This is a genomic window from Gordonibacter faecis (assembly GCF_030077735.1).
Taxonomy (GTDB): Bacteria; Actinomycetota; Coriobacteriia; order Coriobacteriales; family Eggerthellaceae; genus Gordonibacter; species Gordonibacter faecis.
Genome location: NZ_JASJEU010000020.1, coordinates 74,807 through 90,198, shown reverse-complemented (window position 1 = coordinate 90,198; position 15,392 = coordinate 74,807). Strand labels below are relative to the sequence as shown.

The window sequence follows — 15,392 nt, the reverse complement described above, 5'->3', positions numbered from 1 at the left end:
GATGTTACCGGTTGAACGTTTGGTGGGGGTTCGGTATGATGGCGGGCGTGGGTTTTTGAGACCCTTCCGTATTCTGAAAGGCCTCTTGTATGACTGTTCCTCCCAACCGGTAAATCTTCGACAACAGCTCGCCTTCATTGATACCGCGCAGCGCGCGGTGGCGTTAGCATGGCCTTAAACCGATGGAAACAACAGAAGAGGTTCTTATGAAAAAGCTGAACAATGGCGTGGTGCCACCTGTGCGTACCTTCCTTTTCGAACATGACCGAATTGCGAAGGAAGGCACTCTTTACCATGAAAACACTATCGTGGCGCGTGGCTGCGGCTGGCGCGCCTTTCGCCGTGCGGCCTTGTGGGGCCTGCGGTGCTGACGCGAAGTTTGCGTCGACGGGCCTGTTCCGCGTAAACGCGCAGAAGAAACTGGTTGACGTGTGGCTGGTGTATCGCTGCGCCACGTGCGGAAGCGTGTGGAACAGCGCGGTGATCAGCCGCGGAAGCGCGAAAGCCGTAAGCAAGGGGCGGCTCGAGCGGTTTTTGGCGAACGACCCCGATCTGGCGCTTGCGTGTGCGCTCGACGCCTCGCTCTTGCGGCGCAACGGCGCCCGACGCGGCCCGGTGGAATTCGTCGTTGAAGGCGAACGCTATGCTGGGCGGGACGCGTGCCGGGTGGACATCACCTGCGAAGATGCACTCGGCCTGACCGTGGCCCACGTGCTGCGGCGGAAGTTGGAGGTGTCGCGCCGCGAACTTGAGCAGCTGGTGGACGCAGGGCGCGTGAGCCTCGCTGACGGCGGGGACGTGCGTACGGCGAAGCTGGGGTCGCAGTGCACGGTGATTCTGCACGCCGACGACGGCTGCTAGGACAATGAAGTGGGGGCGGGGGAGGTGCTACGGCAGCTTGTCTGCCCCTTCTGGTTTCAGCCGCGCAGGCGGCGGACGCGGTTGACCAGGCATTCTATGTTGCGCACGATGCCGAGGTGCACGAGGGCGTTGCGACCGGGGGGCATGAGGGGGTTGCGGTTGAGGATGGCTTTGGCTTCGTCGGCGAAGCCATCCAGGGCGCTTTCGGCGAACCAATCGTAGTGGTTGAACAGGGCCAACTGGTCGGTCGGTCGCATGCCTTTGGGACGGAAGGGCTTGGTGGCGTAGTGGAAGTCCGAAAACGTTTCCAGCTTCTCGGCGCGGCACCACAGGCACATGCCGGTGTCGTAAATGGGCGCGAGGCGCTTGAAGCGCAGCGTGGCGGCATCGCGGATGGCGCCGAAGTTGCAGAAGTGCCTGTCGTCGTTCGCCAGGATAAAATCGCAGGTGAACATCTTGGAGAGGAATTCTTCGGGCTGGTGGATGCCCCGCTCGCGCAGAAGCGACACCACAAGGTTCAACTCCCGTCGCGGCGTGCTGAGCGTGCCCAAGGCACCCACCGAGCGCAGACGTGCCAGCAGATAGGCAGCTCGCCCCAAGTCATCGGGTCGGCGACGGCAGCGTATGAGGTCGTAGAGTGGGATGAGTTCTTCGCCCTCGCCCAGCATCATGGGTGAAGCGCAGTAGGTGCCCAGGTCATCACGGTACAGGGAATAGGGCACGTAGTCGTCTTCGCGCAGCAGGCGGCGGTAGAGCCGCGTGGCTATGACCTCGTTGTACGCCGCCTGGTTAAACGGCGAGCCGCCCGCCTTGATAAACATGCGCTTCCCGCCGGAGATGACCCACTTCTTGCGCTGTTCGACGCTTGCGGGCTCGTCGTGGGGCATGAGCGTGGTCGTACGCGCCAACAGGGTGGAGCCGCGAGGTGCGGCGTGCAGCACGGGCACGAGGTTTAAGTCGTGCGAGAAGTCATTGTCGAAGAAGTTGATATCATCCCAGTTCAGCGGGCGTTCTTCGTCGTTTACCCAGTAGTGATCCGACAGGCTTAAACACCACGTGCGCTCGGCCAGCGTGAGCGTGCTGCGCGTTTCGGGATGCCCCTCCAGCGCGCGCAGCTGGTGGTGTGACGCCAAAAGCCCCCGCTCGTGCCACCAGCGGTTCAGCGCAAACTCCGACACGCGCCCCCCGCGCGCAAATACGGTGAGGGGCGCGTGCGCGGCGTTCGGCACGGCCAGCACCTTCTCCACGGCGTGGGCCTCAAGGTCGTAGGAAAACCTGACCGTTTCCACGTTGCCATGCATCAAAACGTAGGTTGCGGTGGTCACGTGCGGCCTTTCGTGCCTGGTGTGGGGCGGCTGCTATTCGCCGGCGATGGCATCGATGGCGTCAATGATACAGCCGCGGAAGCCGTCCTTTTCAAGCGCGGCCACACCCTTGATGGTGGTGCCGCCCGGGGAACACACAGCGTCCTTCATGGCGCCGGGGTGCTCGCCGGTTTCCAGGTGAAGCGCAGCCGTGCCCTTCATCATCTGGGCGGCCAGACGATACGCGGTGGCGCGCGGCAGGCCGTGTTTCACGCCCGCATCGCCGAGCGCTTCCAAGAACATGGCGGCGAAAGCGGGACCGCAGCCGGCGAGGGAACTTGCGGTGGAAAGCAGCTTGCCGTCCACCCATTCGATGAGCGCCACCTGGCCAAACAGGTTCTCGAACGCCGCGAGTTCGGCGTCGGAGAGCGAATGGTGCACCTCGCACGCCACCACGCCCGCGCCCACGGCGATAGGCGTGTTGGGGATGGTGCTTACGTGGTGCGTGCCGGGCGCGAGGATGTCTTCATAGAAATCGAACCCGCAGCCGGCGGCCACCGAGATCACGGCTTTAATGGCCAGCGCGTCGCGCACGGGTTCCAGCACCTGAGCCACGAGGTGAGGCTTCACGGCTACTACAACGAAGTCGCTTGCTTCGATAACTTCCGCTGCCGTTTCGCAGGCGTGCGCACCCAGGGCACCAGCGCTTTTCTGCAGCTTGTCGAAGTGAGCGGCCGTGGCCCAGATGCGCTCGCCGGGCAAGGCACCCGCCTCCACGAGCCCGCACGCCATCGCCTGCGCCATGTTACCGAATCCGATGAAGCCCAGCGTGACGTCGCTTGATGCTGTCATGTTGTCCTCTTTCCCTCGCGTGACCGTTTTTCTGTCATTGTACGGCACAGGCGGGCGGTGGCGGGACGTCATGCGGACTTGCGGTGTCACTCGCCAGCAAAACTGCATGCTTGGGGGTGGGTGCGGGCGAAGGTGGGGCGGGTGTCGGGGTGCGGGCGACGCGGATAGCGCGCGACGTTATGCCTGCTTCAACTGCTCATCCAGTAGGCGCTCGAGGGTGCGCCAGGCGAGTTCGGCGCATTTGACGCGGGCGGGCATGCGGGCGATGCTTTCGAGTTCGGCGGCTTCGTCGAGATCAGCGCGTTCCTCGGCGGTGAGGGGACGGCCCTTGATCATGTCCAGGTAGAGCGCGGTGAGGCGACGCGCCTCGGTGACGGTTTCGCCGGTGACGAGGTCGGCCATCATGTCGGCGGTGGCTTGGCTCACGGCACAGCCGTGGCCGGTGAACGCAGCTTCCTCGATGACGTCGCCGGTAAGGCGGAGCGCCAGCGTGAGTTCGTCGCCGCAGCTGGGGTTCACGCCGTCATGCGTGCACGTGGGGTCGTCCATGACGTATTTGTAGTCGGGGTGCGCGTTGTGCTCCATGAGCGCGGCGGTGTAGATGCTAGCCATTAAAGGTCCTCCAGACAGTTTCCAAGCCTTCCACCAGAGCGTTTATGTCGGCTTCGTCGTTGTAGAACGTGAGCGAGGCGCGGCAGCACGACTCAACGTCCAACCACGCCAGCAGGGGCTGGGCGCAGTGATGGCCGGCGCGGATGGCGACGTTCTGTTCGTCAAGAATGCTTGCCACGTCGTGAGGATGGATGCCGTCCACGTTGAAGCTGATGGCGCCGTGGTGTTGTGCGGGGTCAGGGTGGCCAATGAGGTGCACGTACGGGAGCGCGGTGAGGCGCTCCATCGCAGTGTGGACGAGGGCGTGCTCGCGGGATTGCAGAGCCTCCCAGCCAATGTCTTCCAGGTAGTCGAGCGCGGCGGCCGTGGCTACAATGCCAGCGGCATCCTGCGTGCCGGCTTCGAATTTCTCGGGGACGGGCGCCCACACGGCGTCGGTTTCGGTAACCGACGAGATCATCTCGCCGCCCGTGAGGAAGGGTGGCATCGCGTCGAGCAGCTCCGTGCGACCCCAGAGCACGCCAATACCGAAGGGACCGAGCGCCTTATGGGCCGAGAACGTGAAGAAGTCCGCACCGAGTTTTTGCACGTCAACAGGCATATGCGGAACCGACTGTGCGCCGTCCACCACAAGGTAGCCGCCGCGGGTGTGCACGCGGTCGGCCAGCGCACACACGGGGTTTTCGATGCCGAGAACGTTGGACACGTGGGCGACGGCGACAATCTTTGTGCGCGGGCCAATTTTCGCATCCATTTCCTCGGGCGTGATAACGCCGTCTTCGTTCGGATACATATATATAAGGTGTGCGCCGGTGGCGCGGCAGGCCTGCTGCCAGGGGATGAGGTTGCTGTGGTGCTCCATGATGGTGAGGCACACCTCGTCGCCCGGCTCGAGTACCGTGGGCGCGAAGGAGCGCGCTACCAAGTTGAGCGCCTCCGAGGCGTTGCGCGTAAATACGATGTCGCGGCCAGCTGGGGCGCCGATGAAACGGGCGATGCGGGCGCGGGCGGCTTCGATAGCCTCCGTGGCCTCAACCGACAGCCGATAGAGCCCACGCAAGGCATTCGCATTCATGGTTTCGTAGAACGCGCGCTGGGTATCAAGCACCGCATGCGGCCGCTGGGCTGTGGCCGCACTGTCGAGAAAAGCCAGCTCAGGGTTTGCCGCCAACAGGGGAAAGTCTGCCTTATAGGGATTGACGGCGATGTTGGCGGAAGAAGTGTTGCACTCAGTGACGCCCTGAGAAGCCGTTCGCATGCAGCGCTGCTCCCGATGTTTGCCTTCCGGCCCTAGAAGTTGAGAACTCATGCGATCATCTCCTGCTGGCCGAGGTCGAGATCGAGGTTGATGGTGCGGGTGGCAGCCAGGCGGATGACGGCTTCGCGGGTGCGCGGGTCGGGGGCTTCGAAGGCGGCTTGCTCGAAGGCGGCCACCATGAACAGGCGCTCGGCTGCGTCGGGCGCGATGCCACGGCTGGTCAGGTAGAAGAGCTGTTCGGGGCGCACGTGGCCAATGGTGGCGCCGTGGTTGCCAGCGACGTCATCCTCGCTGCACAGGATGACGGGCACGGTGCGGTTCTCCACGCGCTCGTCGGCCAGCAGCACGGTTTCGCGCTCGGAACCTTCCGAACCTTTGCAACCGTGCACGAGGTCGATGGTGCCACGCAGCGTTTTCTGCGACGCGCCCGCCAGCACGCCGTTCGCCTCCAGATTGGCGTGCGTGCGGCGGCCGCGCTGGGTGACGGCGTAGTTGAAGTCGCGCAGCTGGTCGGCCTGCCCGGCGTAGCGAGTGGTTACGTCAAGGCGTGCGTCGTTGCCGCGCAGGTCGGCCGCGAGTCCGGTGTAGGCGCGGCCCGCGCCCAGCACGGTATGGCGAACGTTCAGGCGCGCGTTTTCGGCCAGCAGCGCTCCGGTGTCGTCGAGGGCCACCCAGGTGTCGTCGAGAGTTTGTGTGGTGGTGACGTCTACCTGCGCGTTTGTATTGGCGAACACGCGCAGCCGCGTGCCGACAACGCCCGCCCCAGGCGCAGGAGAGTCAAGCGCAATAGCAAGCGAGAACTGCGAATCCGGCGCCGCAATGACATCAATGGTTGCCGCGTTGACCGCGCCATCCACACCCTCAAGGCGTACCGTTGCACAGGTCTGCTCACCCGGCTGTGTCGCAAACACAAGCGGCTCCCCCGCCACAAATTCCAAATACTCAGAAGCATCAGCCCCCATCCCTGTTGTGAAGGTATCTTCAGCCGAAAGATAGCGAGACTCAAAAGAACCCACCTGATACCCCGAAAGCGCCACCTCATCCATCTCCGCACCCTTCGCTTCCTCCCTTTTTTGGGCTGCAGGGAGAGTCCCTTGTCTAACCGGAGAAATCCCCACGTCAGCCGCGCGCATGGCAGGTTGCTCCCCAAGTTCACCAGCGGCACAAGGAGAGGAAGAACTTGCACGACACAGGGCTTTATCCCAAGCGCTTTCTGTACTTTCTCCTTCAGTTACTTCCCCTTCTAGGGCTGCAGGGGGAGTAGCTTGGTTGTTAACCTGGTGCGCAGCCGTGGGCGAGGCCTTTGTGGGTTCGCTTGCGTTGACCTCTACTTTTTGGATTGCTTGTAGGTTCGCTGGTAGCTCAATATCTACGTCATTTACGCGCAATTTGTGCCAGGTGGGGGCGGGCATCGCATTCGCGTTGGGGATCGTTACCTGTTCCATTAGCCGATGGCCCCTTCCATTTCCAGTTTGATGAGGTTGTTCATTTCCACGGCGTATTCCAGCGGCAGTTCTTTGCTCACGGGGTCGGCGAAGCCGTTCACTATCATGGTGCGGGCCTCTTCCTCCGAGACGCCGCGACTCATCAGGTAAAACACCTTGTCGTCGCCGATGCGGCCGATGGTGGCCTCATGGCCGATGTCCACGTGCTTGCAGCGAATGTCCATGACAGGGATGGTGTCGCTTCGGCTCATGTCGTCCAGCATGAGCGACTGACACGACACGCTGACGGCCGACCCGCGCGCGTTCTCCGTCGCCACCACCGACGAGCGGAAGGTGGACGCGCCGCCTCCCTTCGAGATGGATTTCGTCTCAATAGTGGCCGAGGTGTCGGGCGCGGCCAACACCACCTTGCAGCCGGTGTCGAGGTTCTGCCCCGCGCCGGCAAACGTGATGCCGGTGAAACTGCTGGTAGCCCCACGCCCCGCCAAAATGGACATGGGATACAGGTAGCCCACGTGGCTGCCGAACGATCCGCTGATCCACTCGACGGCCCCGCCTTCCTGCACGACGGCGCGCTTCGTGTTGAGGTTGTACATGTTCTTCGACCAATTCTCGATGGTTGAGTAACGAAGCGACGCGCGCTTGCCCACGAACAGCTCCACGGCGCCGGCGTGCAGGTTCGCCACGTTGTACTTGGGCGCCGAGCACCCCTCAATAAAGTGCAGGCTGGCGTCGTCCTCCACGATGATGAGCGTGTGCTCGAACTGCCCTGCGCCTTTCGCATTCAGGCGGAAGTAGCTTTGCAGGGGGAAGTCCAGCTGCACGCCCGCGGGCACGTACACGAACGAGCCGCCGCTCCACACCGCGCCGTGCAGTGCGGCGAACTTGTGGTCGGTGGGCGGGATGAGCGTCATGAACTTGCTCCGGATGAGGGGCTCCCACTGCGGGTCGTGCAGCGCTTCCTCGATGCCCGAGTACACAATGCCCCTGTCAGAAGCCGTTTTTTGCATGTTGTGGTACACCAGCTCGGAGTCGTACTGGGCGCCGACGCCGGCCAGGTAGGCGCGCTCGGCCTCGGGAATGCCGAGGCGGTCGAACGTGTTCTTCACGTCGTCGGGCAGGCTGTCCCAATCGCTCTGCTGGTCGGTGTTCGGCTTCACGTACGTCACGATGTGGTCCATATCCAGGCCGTCGAGCGCGGGACCCCAGTCGGGCGCGGCGAGGCGCTGGTAGGTTTCGAGCGACTTCAGGCGGAAGTCGAGCATCCAGGCGGGCTCGTCTTTCTTGGCCGAAATTTCGCGCACGATGTCGGGCGTGAGGCCTGCATCGAGGCGTTCGGTGCCTTCCTCGCTGTTGAACAGGTCGTATACGGTGCGGTCGACGTCGTCGACGTAGGTGCGGTTTCCTGATGGCATGGTGGCCTCCTAGCTGGCCAGCGCGAGTTCAGCTTCGCGTTCAAAGCGCTCGAAGCCGTGCTCGTCGATCTCGGCGATGAGCGAGGCGTCGCCCTCGGCCACGAGGCGGCCGCGCACCATCACGTGCACGCGGTCGACGTCGAGCCGCTCAAGGATGCGTGTGTTGTGCGTGATCACCACGAGCGCGCCTTCGGTTGACGTGCGGTACGCCTCGATGCCACGCGACACCACGCCAAGCGCGTCCACATCAAGCCCCGAGTCTGTCTCGTCCAAGATGGCCAGCTTGGGGCGCAGCAGCAACAGTTGCAGCATCTCAAGCTTCTTTTTTTCGCCTCCGGAGAAGCCCACGCCCAGTTCACGGTCGAGGTACGTAGGGTCCATGTCCAGCTGGTCGGCCAGCGCGCGCACGTGCTTGCGGAACTGCTTGCCCTTGAGGTCAAGCCCCTCGCGGCCCGCCGCCGCGGCACGCAGGAAGCTTGATACGGGCACGCCGGGAATTTCCACCGGCGCCTGAAAGCTGAGGAAGATGCCCGCGCGCGAGCGCTTGTCGGGCGAAAGATCGGTGACGTCCTGCCCGTCGAACGTGATGTGGCCAGCGCTGATGTCGTAGGTGCTGTCACCCATAATGAGGTGGCCGAGCGTGGACTTGCCCGCGCCGTTTGGCCCCATGATCACGTGCGTCTCGCGCGCGCCGACGGCGAGGTTGATGTCGTGCAAAAGGGGAGTGCCGTCCACCGAGGCAGACAGGTGGTCAATGTTTAAGAGAGGGCTGTGCGTTGTCATGAGAATGGCCATGCCTTTCGTTAATCCCTATAAAATTTCTAGGGATTAAGATAGAGCCGCACAGCCCGATGTCAAGAATAAATGCTACAGTTCCACTAGAAATAAGGGAATCGCCCGAAAGAAGCGTGACGCGCTTCGCGCTGACGAATACGCCAGAGGTATCCAATTCTCGCAAAATCCGCTCGCGGGTCAAATTGTGCCGACGGTGGGGTGGGTTTTGCTTGCTTTCTTGACCTTGTAATGGTTGCAAACCCCATGATGGCCTCACGGCAGCCGGACTGCCACCCAAGAGGCACCCGGCAACCTGGCAGTTTTCGAAACCTCGACCAACGATCGAAAGGAACCACCAGGAACGAACCGCTGAAGGAGGCGCTCCCATGAACGCAAAACGCAAGGTCATCGAACTGACGAAGAGTCAAATTCCACACCCGGGCTCCATCCACGCCGACCATCCTGCCCTGCATGCGCTGCTTGCGCTCACGTGCTCGGCGCCTGCCATCACGAAGGACGCTCGCAGCTTCGCCCCACTCGCGCCCATCTTTGACGAAGGGGTAAGCTCCGCCGCGAAGATTGCGACTGTGGCGCGGCTCACCGACCCGGAACCGCTGGTGGTGCTCGCTGCAAGCGACGCGCCCACCTACCTCAGGCGCGACGCGCTTCTTCGCCTCGACGAACTGCTTGATGGCACGCCGCTTGACCAGGCGTCGGCCGAGCGGCTGGTTCCCTGCCTGCGCCATCGTGGCCTCATCGCTTACGCCGTGGTGCTCATGGACATTGCTGACTTCGATTGGTGCGCCCGCTGCGACGAGCGCACGGTGGACGCGCTCTGCCTGGCGCTGCATGAATGCCAGGAATTGAGTGAGACCATCCTTCTTGAAGATACCTTCGCTCACCTCATCCATGCGCGGCCGGATTTGGGCCACAACCTGCGCGCCTGCAGCCCCGGCAAGGTACACCTGCAAGCCATGTACAAGCCCCTCGTCGTGCATAACGTCGTGTACGTGAACATGGCAACCGAGGACAACGTAGCCTAACCGCGCCCCCCGGCCCGCATCCGCGCCCTCCTGCGCCTCCCCGGGCCCGCGTCCGCACCCCCGCCGACACCTTCCTCCCCCAGAAAGGACCTCACCATGGAGCACAACACCCGCGCCGCCTTCATCAGGCAGATGCTCAAAGACGAGCGATCGATAGAACCGTCCCCCGAGTTCAGCTACAAGGCCCACCTGAAAAGTCGCCAAGACTACGACGAGCTGTACCGCCGCTCGCTTACCGACCCCGACGCGTTTTGGGGTGACATGGCCGAGCGCCACCTTGACTGGTACCGCTCGTGGGACGCCGTGGAAGAGTACGACTTCGACGCGCCGCGTCCCTTCGTGCGCTACTTCCGCGGCGGCCAGCTGAACGCCTCCTACAACTGCATCGACCGCCACCTGGACGGCCCGCGCCGCAACAAGGCGGCCCTCATCTGGCAAGGCGAGCCCTCCGAAGAGGTGGAAGTGTTCACCTACCAGCGCCTTCACCGCGAGGTGTGCAAGGCAGCGAACGTGCTGAAAAGCCTTGGGGTGCAGAGGGGCGACCGCGTGGTGCTGTATCTACCCATGATTCCGCAGCTGGCCATTGCCATGCTGGCGTGCGCCCGCATTGGCGCTGTGCACTGCGTCGTGTTCAGCGGGTTGTCGGCCGAGGCGCTGAAAGACCGCATCGACGACTCCGGCGCGCGTGTGGTGGTCACCGCGAACTTCGGCTACCGCTCGGGCAAAATCCTGCGCATCAAAGGCGTATGCGACCAGGCGCTCGCGGAGTGTCCCCAGGTCAAAACCTGCCTCGTGGTGCGTCGCATCGAGAAGCGCACCACCATGGAACCTGAGCGCGACGTGTGGTGGGACGACCTTACGGCAACCGCGTCGCCCGCGTGCGAACCGGAGCGCATGGAGGCCAACGAGCCGCTGTTCGTGCTCTACACCAGCGGCAGCACGGCCAAACCCAAGGGTATCGTGCACGGCACGGGCGGCTACCTTCTGTATGCCACGCTCACCATGAAATACGTGTTTGACCTGAAAGAAACCGACATCCACTGGTGCACGGCCGACGCGGGCTGGATCACCGGGCACTCCTATATCGTGTACGGCCCGCTGGCCAGCGGCGCCACATCGCTCATGTTCGAAGGCGTGCCGAACTACCCCAAGCCCGACCGCTTCTGGGAGGTGGTGGAGAAGTTCGGCGTGAACCTGCTCTACACCGCGCCCACGGTGGTGCGCTCCCTCATGCGCGAGGGCGAGCGCTGGACGTGCACGCACGACCTCTCAAGCCTGCGGCTGTTGGGGTCGGTGGGCGAGCCCATCACGGCGAAGGCGTGGCTGTGGTACTACTCCGCCATCGGGCAGGGCCGCTGCCCCGTGGCCGACACCTGGTGGCAGACCGAAACGGGCGGCGTCATGATAACCACGCTGCCGGGCGCGGTGGACATGAAACCCGGCTCGGCCGCGCTGCCGTTCTTCGGCGTGGAGCCGAAGGTGGTGCGCTCAGACGGTACGCCCGCCGCGCTGGGAGAACCCGGTAGCTTGGTGGTGACGCGTCCCTGGCCAGGCATGATGCAGGGCGTGCACGGCAATGAGCAGGCGTTCAAGGACGTGTATTTCCCCACGCCGGGCCGCTACGTCACCGGCGACGGCGCGTACTGCGACGAGGACGGCTACTTCTGGATCACCGGGCGCATCGACGACGTCATCAACGTGTCGGGTCACCGCCTGGGCACGGCCGAGATCGAAAGCGCGCTCGTGTCGTGTGCGGAAGTGGCCGAGGCGGCCGTGGTGGGCTGCCCGCACCCCGTGAAGGGCGAGGGCATCTACGCCTACGTCACGCTGCACGAGGGCGTGGTGGTAAGCGACGAGCTGCGCATACAGCTGGCCAGCCACGTGCGCGAGGTCATTGGCCCCATCGCCCGGCCCGACGTGGTTCACTTCGCGAAAGCCCTGCCGAAAACGCGCAGCGGGAAAATTATGCGGCGCATCTTGCGCAAGATTGCGGCGCATCAAACGGAAGACCTCTGCGACATCTCCACGCTGTCCGAGCCTTCCGTGGTAGCCGATCTCATTCGTGAAAACGAGCGCCTGAGCGCGTAGGCGTGCAGGCACATACACGCCCTGGTGGCACGGTCGCCCGGTTCTCCGACGCTCAGGTGTCGCGCCGGGCGACCTGCTGTACGGCCTCTTCCACATCCACCAGCACGGAGATGTGTAGCAGGTAATCATCCGCCGAATCCGACATCAGATATGAGTTCATGTCCAGCTCATACAGTGGCCCGAGCATGCGGAAACCCTTGCGCCGCACGTAATCGAGCAGTCGCGCGTACGAACGCGCCACCGTGCTGGTGCCGCCCTGATGCAGGATAACGGCGTAGTTGCCCTTCGGCTTGCGCTCGAGCCGTGCCGGCGGCACCGAGCCATCGTGGGGCGGAGACACCCAGGTCACCAGCTTGGTGTAGTAGAAGGTGGCGGGGTCGTTCGCGTTGGGTATTTCAACCACGCGCCCCAACGGAAACGACGCCATGCCCGCCTCGTTGCGGCAGAAATCCGAGTGTTCGCTCATGGCCCGCGCAAAGCTTTGCTGCGTGCGTTCGCGCGGAACGGGCGTGGCCAGAAGCCAAATTTCGTCCCAGTACGCCAGCCGCGGACGCTCTTTGGGGAAGTCCACGGCGCGCTGGGTGAGGTAGCGCATCTTCTCCATCATGCCGATGCGCGCGTCCAGCACGTCGCGCTCGTGGGCCATGCGGTCGATACTTTCCTGAATGTTGTCCAGGAACAGTTCCGTGGAGCGATTGTCCAGGTACTCCTTGATTTCTTTGGCTGCCATGCCCGCGTCGGCGAAAAAGCGGATGACGTCGAAGAGGTAGAGCTGCTTGAGCGAGTAATAGCGATAGCCGTTGCCGCGCACTTCCTTGGGCTTCAGCAGGCCAATCTTGTCGTAGTGCACCAGAAGCTCGCGGCTGACGTTGCACATCTGCGCGAACTCGCCGGTGGAGAGAAGCAGTGACTGGTCCATGGGCAGGCCTCCTTCCGCTGCCACGCGCGGGGTCGTGCGGGCGGCAGGTGCCAAGCGGGATAGGCGCGCTTGTTGGCAGGGGGCGCGCGGTTCCCGATGAGGTGATGGTATCAGGGAAGGTGGATGTTGCGCCTGATGGATAGGGGAGCGTGGCGAATCGGAGTGCGAGCGTGCGCCGCTGGGGCGAGAGGTGGAGGTTTGGTGGCGGAGGTGTGAGGGTGGCGTGGGGAGGGGTGTTGCGGGGCGCGGGGCTCGGGCTGGGGGCTGAGGGCCGCGGCTCGCGGGGTGCGGGCCGCCGTCCGCGTGCGCCGCTTTCCGTCCGGCGGCGGGTTTTGCGCGAAGGGCGCTTGCTGAGCGCGGGGCTCGTGGATACAGTGGGCAGCAACGGTGAGCGGGTGTGCCCCGTTCTGCGCAGGTGGGCGGGGCTGAACGAACGGAGGATGCCATGGATGCCACAACTGAGACGGCTGCGCAGGCGCGCGAGGAACAGGCGGTTGACGCGGCGTTTTGCCTGGACTTTTTACGGTCGGTGCGCGATGTGGCGTTCGCAACGGTGGACGCGCGCGGGCTTCCCGCCGTGCGCATCATCGACGTGATGATGGTGGAGGACGGGCGGCTCTACTTCGTGGCGGCGCGCGGCAAGGCGTTTTACGCCGAGGTCATGCGCGATCGGTATGTGGCCCTCTGCGGCCTCTCGCCTGACTATCGCACGTGCCGTTTGCGCGGGCCGGTGGAGCATCCGGACGACGAGGCCGAGCAGCACCGCCTCATCGACCGCGTGTTTGAGCTGAACCCGTCCATGAACGAGGTCTATCCCGGTGAGGCGCGTTACGTGCTGGAGGCATTCTATTTGGAACACGGCCAGGGCGAGTACTTTGACCTGGGGCAACACCCCATTTTCCGTACGTCGTTCACGCTGGGTGGCGACGAGGAAGAACTCGATGGTTTCACGGTGACCACGCGCTGCATCGGCTGCGGGACGTGCGTGGACAGGTGTCCCCAGTCCTGCATCACGCTGGATGCGGAGGGTCGCGCGCACATCAACCAACATGCCTGCTTGCGCTGCGGCCTCTGCCGCGAAATCTGCCCCGAGGCCGCCATCGAACCACGCTAGAGCGCCCGTCGTGCCCGGGCGCGCATCGGGTAGAATAGGTGCTTCTTGAAAAGGAGGCCCTCCATGTCCGGTTCTGCCCATCGCGCGCCTGCGCCCGCCGCGCCCGCTGTTCCCACCTCGCTCGTGTCGGTTGCCTCGCTTGTTACGTGGATTCGGGACGAAGGCGAGGGCGACCCCTTTGCGGCCCATATCTTCGTTGCGGGCGACGACGTGGACGGGGCCGACTTCGCGCTGCTTGAGTTGTCGGAATCGCGCGTTGAAAACTGCCGCTTTGCGGCCTGTGATTGTACGCGGGCCGCGTTCACCGATGTGGTGTTTTCCGGCTGCGACTTCTCGAACAGCGACTTTTCGGAGGCGAACTTCACACGCTGCACATTCGCCTCGTGCAAGTTTACGGGTGCTAACTTCACCGAGGCGGTGCTAAGGCGCGTGGAAGTGCGCGATTCCACATTAGCCTACGCGTCGCTTGCGAAAGCGAAGCTGGAGGACGTCGGCGTGCGCACGACCGACCTTTCGCACGCCGATGTATCGGAGATGCGCCTGAAGCGCGCCGCGTTCGATGACGTGCGGTTTGTGGGCACGAGTTTCTTCCGCACCAGCTTGGACGGCGTGGATCTGACCACCTGCCAGTTGGCCGACATTGTCCTGTCCGACACGATGGGCGAGTTGCGCGGCTGCACGATGGACCTCTACCAGGCCGCCGGCATCGCCCAACGCCTCGGGGTGCGTATTGCCGATTGAGCGTGCGCTTACTTTCCGCGTTCGGCCATGAGTATGTCCACCTCTTGTTCGTTGAGGCCTACCATGGCTTCGCCGAGGTTTTCGGACAGGGCGGCGATGAGTTCCGCGTCTTCGTAGTTGGCCACGGCTTGCACGATGGCCCGCGCGCGCTTGGCCGGGTCGCCCGACTTGAAGATGCCTGAGCCCACGAACACGCCCTCGGCGCCCAGTTGCATCATGAGCGCGGCATCGGCCGGAGTGGCCACGCCGCCAGCCGCGAAGTTGACGACGGGCAGCGCGCCCGTGTCGTGCACCTGTTGCAGCAGGTCAAGCGGCACCTGGAGACGCTTTGCTTCTTCGTAGAGTTCGTCGTTGCCCAGGGCGGCCACGGCGCGCACCTGGCTCATGATCAGGCGCATATGGCGAACGGCCTGCACAACGTCGCCCGTACCGGCCTCACCCTTGGTGCGCAGCATCGCGGCGCCCTCCGCGACGCGCCGCAGCGCCTCGCCCAAATCGCGCGCGCCGCACACAAACGGCGCGGTGAACGCGTTCTTATCAATGTGGTAGACATCGTCGGCGGGGGAGAGCACTTCACTTTCGTCGATGCAGTCGATGCCCACCGCCTGGAGGATCTGCGCCTCCACGAAGTGCCCGATGCGGCACTTCGCCATGACGGGTACGCTGACGGCGCTTTTGATGTCCTTGATGAGGGCCGGGTCGCTCATGCGCGACACGCCGCCGGCGGCGCGGATGTCGGCGGGGATGCGTTCAAGCGCCATGACGGCGCACGCGCCGGCGTCCTCGGCGATGCGGGCCTGCTCAGGCGTGGTGACGTCCATGATGACGCCGCCCTTGAGCGCACGGGCGAACGCGCGGTTTGCCTCGCGGCGGTCGTGCGCGGTTGTGGTGCTGGGTTCTGCCATGGGGAGCCTCCTTCATTGCGGTTGTGTGTCGTCTGAGAATAGGGCGAAGGTGGCTATGGTA

14 protein-coding genes are annotated in these 15,392 nt (G+C 64.0%); 5 read left to right on the top strand and 9 right to left on the bottom strand.

Annotation, left to right across the window (positions count from 1 at the left end):
- Window positions 1-294 precede the first annotated feature (294 nt).
- Entirely contained in the window at window positions 295-861 is a 567-nt protein-coding gene (locus QNJ86_RS10330; protein ID WP_283832543.1) for a DUF1062 domain-containing protein, read from the top strand.
- Between the two features lie 56 nt (window positions 862-917).
- On the opposite strand, the gene QNJ86_RS10325 is transcribed toward QNJ86_RS10330, so the two are convergent.
- The 7 genes from QNJ86_RS10325 to sufC all read right to left on the bottom strand — a co-directional run bounded on the left by QNJ86_RS10325 (window position 918) and on the right by sufC (window position 8,530).
- On the bottom strand, window positions 918-2,186 hold the full coding sequence (locus QNJ86_RS10325; RefSeq protein WP_283832542.1) for a hypothetical protein: 1,269 nt from the start codon (window positions 2,184-2,186) through the stop codon (window positions 918-920).
- Window positions 2,187-2,219: 33 nt separating this feature from the next.
- Window positions 2,220-3,017, bottom strand: a complete 798-nt coding sequence (gene proC, locus QNJ86_RS10320; RefSeq protein ID WP_283832541.1) for a pyrroline-5-carboxylate reductase — start codon at window positions 3,015-3,017, stop codon at window positions 2,220-2,222.
- 177 nt (window positions 3,018-3,194) lie between these two features.
- Complete coding sequence (gene sufU / locus QNJ86_RS10315; protein WP_283832540.1) at window positions 3,195-3,629, bottom strand: Fe-S cluster assembly sulfur transfer protein SufU; 435 nt, start codon at window positions 3,627-3,629, stop codon at window positions 3,195-3,197.
- Entirely contained in the window at window positions 3,622-4,887 is a 1,266-nt protein-coding gene (locus QNJ86_RS10310) for an aminotransferase class V-fold PLP-dependent enzyme (protein WP_283832539.1), read from the bottom strand. Before QNJ86_RS10310 ends, sufU begins: the two co-directional genes overlap by 8 nt.
- 47 nt (window positions 4,888-4,934) lie before the next feature.
- Window positions 4,935-5,933 (bottom strand): SufB/SufD family protein, encoded by a 999-nt coding sequence (locus QNJ86_RS10305; protein WP_283832538.1) that lies wholly within the window; start codon window positions 5,931-5,933, stop codon window positions 4,935-4,937.
- 398 nt (window positions 5,934-6,331) lie between these two features.
- Window positions 6,332-7,747, bottom strand: coding sequence for a Fe-S cluster assembly protein SufB (gene sufB / locus QNJ86_RS10300; protein ID WP_283832537.1), 1,416 nt, complete (start codon window positions 7,745-7,747; stop codon window positions 6,332-6,334).
- Window positions 7,748-7,756: 9 nt separating this feature from the next.
- Entirely contained in the window at window positions 7,757-8,530 is a 774-nt protein-coding gene (gene sufC / locus QNJ86_RS10295) for a Fe-S cluster assembly ATPase SufC (protein ID WP_420052734.1), read from the bottom strand.
- Between the two features lie 377 nt (window positions 8,531-8,907).
- Between sufC and QNJ86_RS10290 the strand changes: the two genes are divergently transcribed.
- Complete coding sequence (locus QNJ86_RS10290) at window positions 8,908-9,564, top strand: hypothetical protein (protein WP_283832536.1); 657 nt, start codon at window positions 8,908-8,910, stop codon at window positions 9,562-9,564.
- A 96-nt stretch (window positions 9,565-9,660) separates the two neighbouring features.
- On the top strand, window positions 9,661-11,652 hold the full coding sequence (gene acs / locus QNJ86_RS10285) for an acetate--CoA ligase (protein ID WP_283832535.1): 1,992 nt from the start codon (window positions 9,661-9,663) through the stop codon (window positions 11,650-11,652).
- Between the two features lie 52 nt (window positions 11,653-11,704).
- Here the strand turns inward: acs and QNJ86_RS10280 are convergent, their stop codons facing one another.
- The gene (locus tag QNJ86_RS10280) at window positions 11,705-12,571 is read right to left on the bottom strand and encodes a MerR family transcriptional regulator (RefSeq protein WP_283832534.1); all 867 of its coding nucleotides are present in this window, start codon (window positions 12,569-12,571) and stop codon (window positions 11,705-11,707) included.
- Between the two features lie 445 nt (window positions 12,572-13,016).
- On the opposite strand from QNJ86_RS10280, the gene QNJ86_RS10275 reads away from it, so the two are divergent.
- Together QNJ86_RS10275 and QNJ86_RS10270 are read left to right on the top strand one after the other, a co-directional pair.
- Window positions 13,017-13,685, top strand: a complete 669-nt coding sequence (locus QNJ86_RS10275) for a 4Fe-4S binding protein (RefSeq protein ID WP_283832533.1) — start codon at window positions 13,017-13,019, stop codon at window positions 13,683-13,685.
- A 63-nt stretch (window positions 13,686-13,748) separates the two neighbouring features.
- Window positions 13,749-14,426, top strand: coding sequence for a pentapeptide repeat-containing protein (locus QNJ86_RS10270; protein WP_283832532.1), 678 nt, complete (start codon window positions 13,749-13,751; stop codon window positions 14,424-14,426).
- Between the two features lie 8 nt (window positions 14,427-14,434).
- Here the strand turns inward: QNJ86_RS10270 and pdxS are convergent, their stop codons facing one another.
- Window positions 14,435-15,331 carry a pyridoxal 5'-phosphate synthase lyase subunit PdxS gene (pdxS, locus tag QNJ86_RS10265; RefSeq protein WP_283832531.1) on the bottom strand — a complete coding sequence of 299 codons (897 nt, stop codon included), beginning with the start codon at window positions 15,329-15,331 and terminating at the stop codon, window positions 14,435-14,437.
- Between the last annotated feature and the right edge of the window lie 61 nt (window positions 15,332-15,392).

What these genes read in the sequence shown, in the direction of transcription:
- QNJ86_RS10330 (WP_283832543.1), top strand. Translation starts at nt 295, where the DNA reads ATGAAAACACTATCGTGGCGCGTGGCTGCGGCTGGCGCGCCTTTCGCC.
- proC (WP_283832541.1), bottom strand. Translation starts at nt 3,017, where the DNA reads ATGACAGCATCAAGCGACGTCACGCTGGGCTTCATCGGATTCGGTAAC.
- sufU (WP_283832540.1), bottom strand. Translation starts at nt 3,629, where the DNA reads ATGGCTAGCATCTACACCGCCGCGCTCATGGAGCACAACGCGCACCCC.
- QNJ86_RS10310 (WP_283832539.1), bottom strand. Translation starts at nt 4,887, where the DNA reads ATGCGAACGGCTTCTCAGGGCGTCACTGAGTGCAACACTTCTTCCGCC.
- QNJ86_RS10305 (WP_283832538.1), bottom strand. Translation starts at nt 5,933, where the DNA reads ATGGATGAGGTGGCGCTTTCGGGGTATCAGGTGGGTTCTTTTGAGTCT.
- sufB (WP_283832537.1), bottom strand. Translation starts at nt 7,747, where the DNA reads ATGCCATCAGGAAACCGCACCTACGTCGACGACGTCGACCGCACCGTA.
- sufC (WP_420052734.1), bottom strand. Translation starts at nt 8,530, where the DNA reads ATGACAACGCACAGCCCTCTCTTAAACATTGACCACCTGTCTGCCTCG.
- QNJ86_RS10290 (WP_283832536.1), top strand. Translation starts at nt 8,908, where the DNA reads ATGAACGCAAAACGCAAGGTCATCGAACTGACGAAGAGTCAAATTCCA.
- acs (WP_283832535.1), top strand. Translation starts at nt 9,661, where the DNA reads ATGGAGCACAACACCCGCGCCGCCTTCATCAGGCAGATGCTCAAAGAC.
- QNJ86_RS10280 (WP_283832534.1), bottom strand. Translation starts at nt 12,571, where the DNA reads ATGGACCAGTCACTGCTTCTCTCCACCGGCGAGTTCGCGCAGATGTGC.
- QNJ86_RS10275 (WP_283832533.1), top strand. Translation starts at nt 13,017, where the DNA reads ATGGATGCCACAACTGAGACGGCTGCGCAGGCGCGCGAGGAACAGGCG.
- QNJ86_RS10270 (WP_283832532.1), top strand. Translation starts at nt 13,749, where the DNA reads ATGTCCGGTTCTGCCCATCGCGCGCCTGCGCCCGCCGCGCCCGCTGTT.
- pdxS (WP_283832531.1), bottom strand. Translation starts at nt 15,331, where the DNA reads ATGGCAGAACCCAGCACCACAACCGCGCACGACCGCCGCGAGGCAAAC.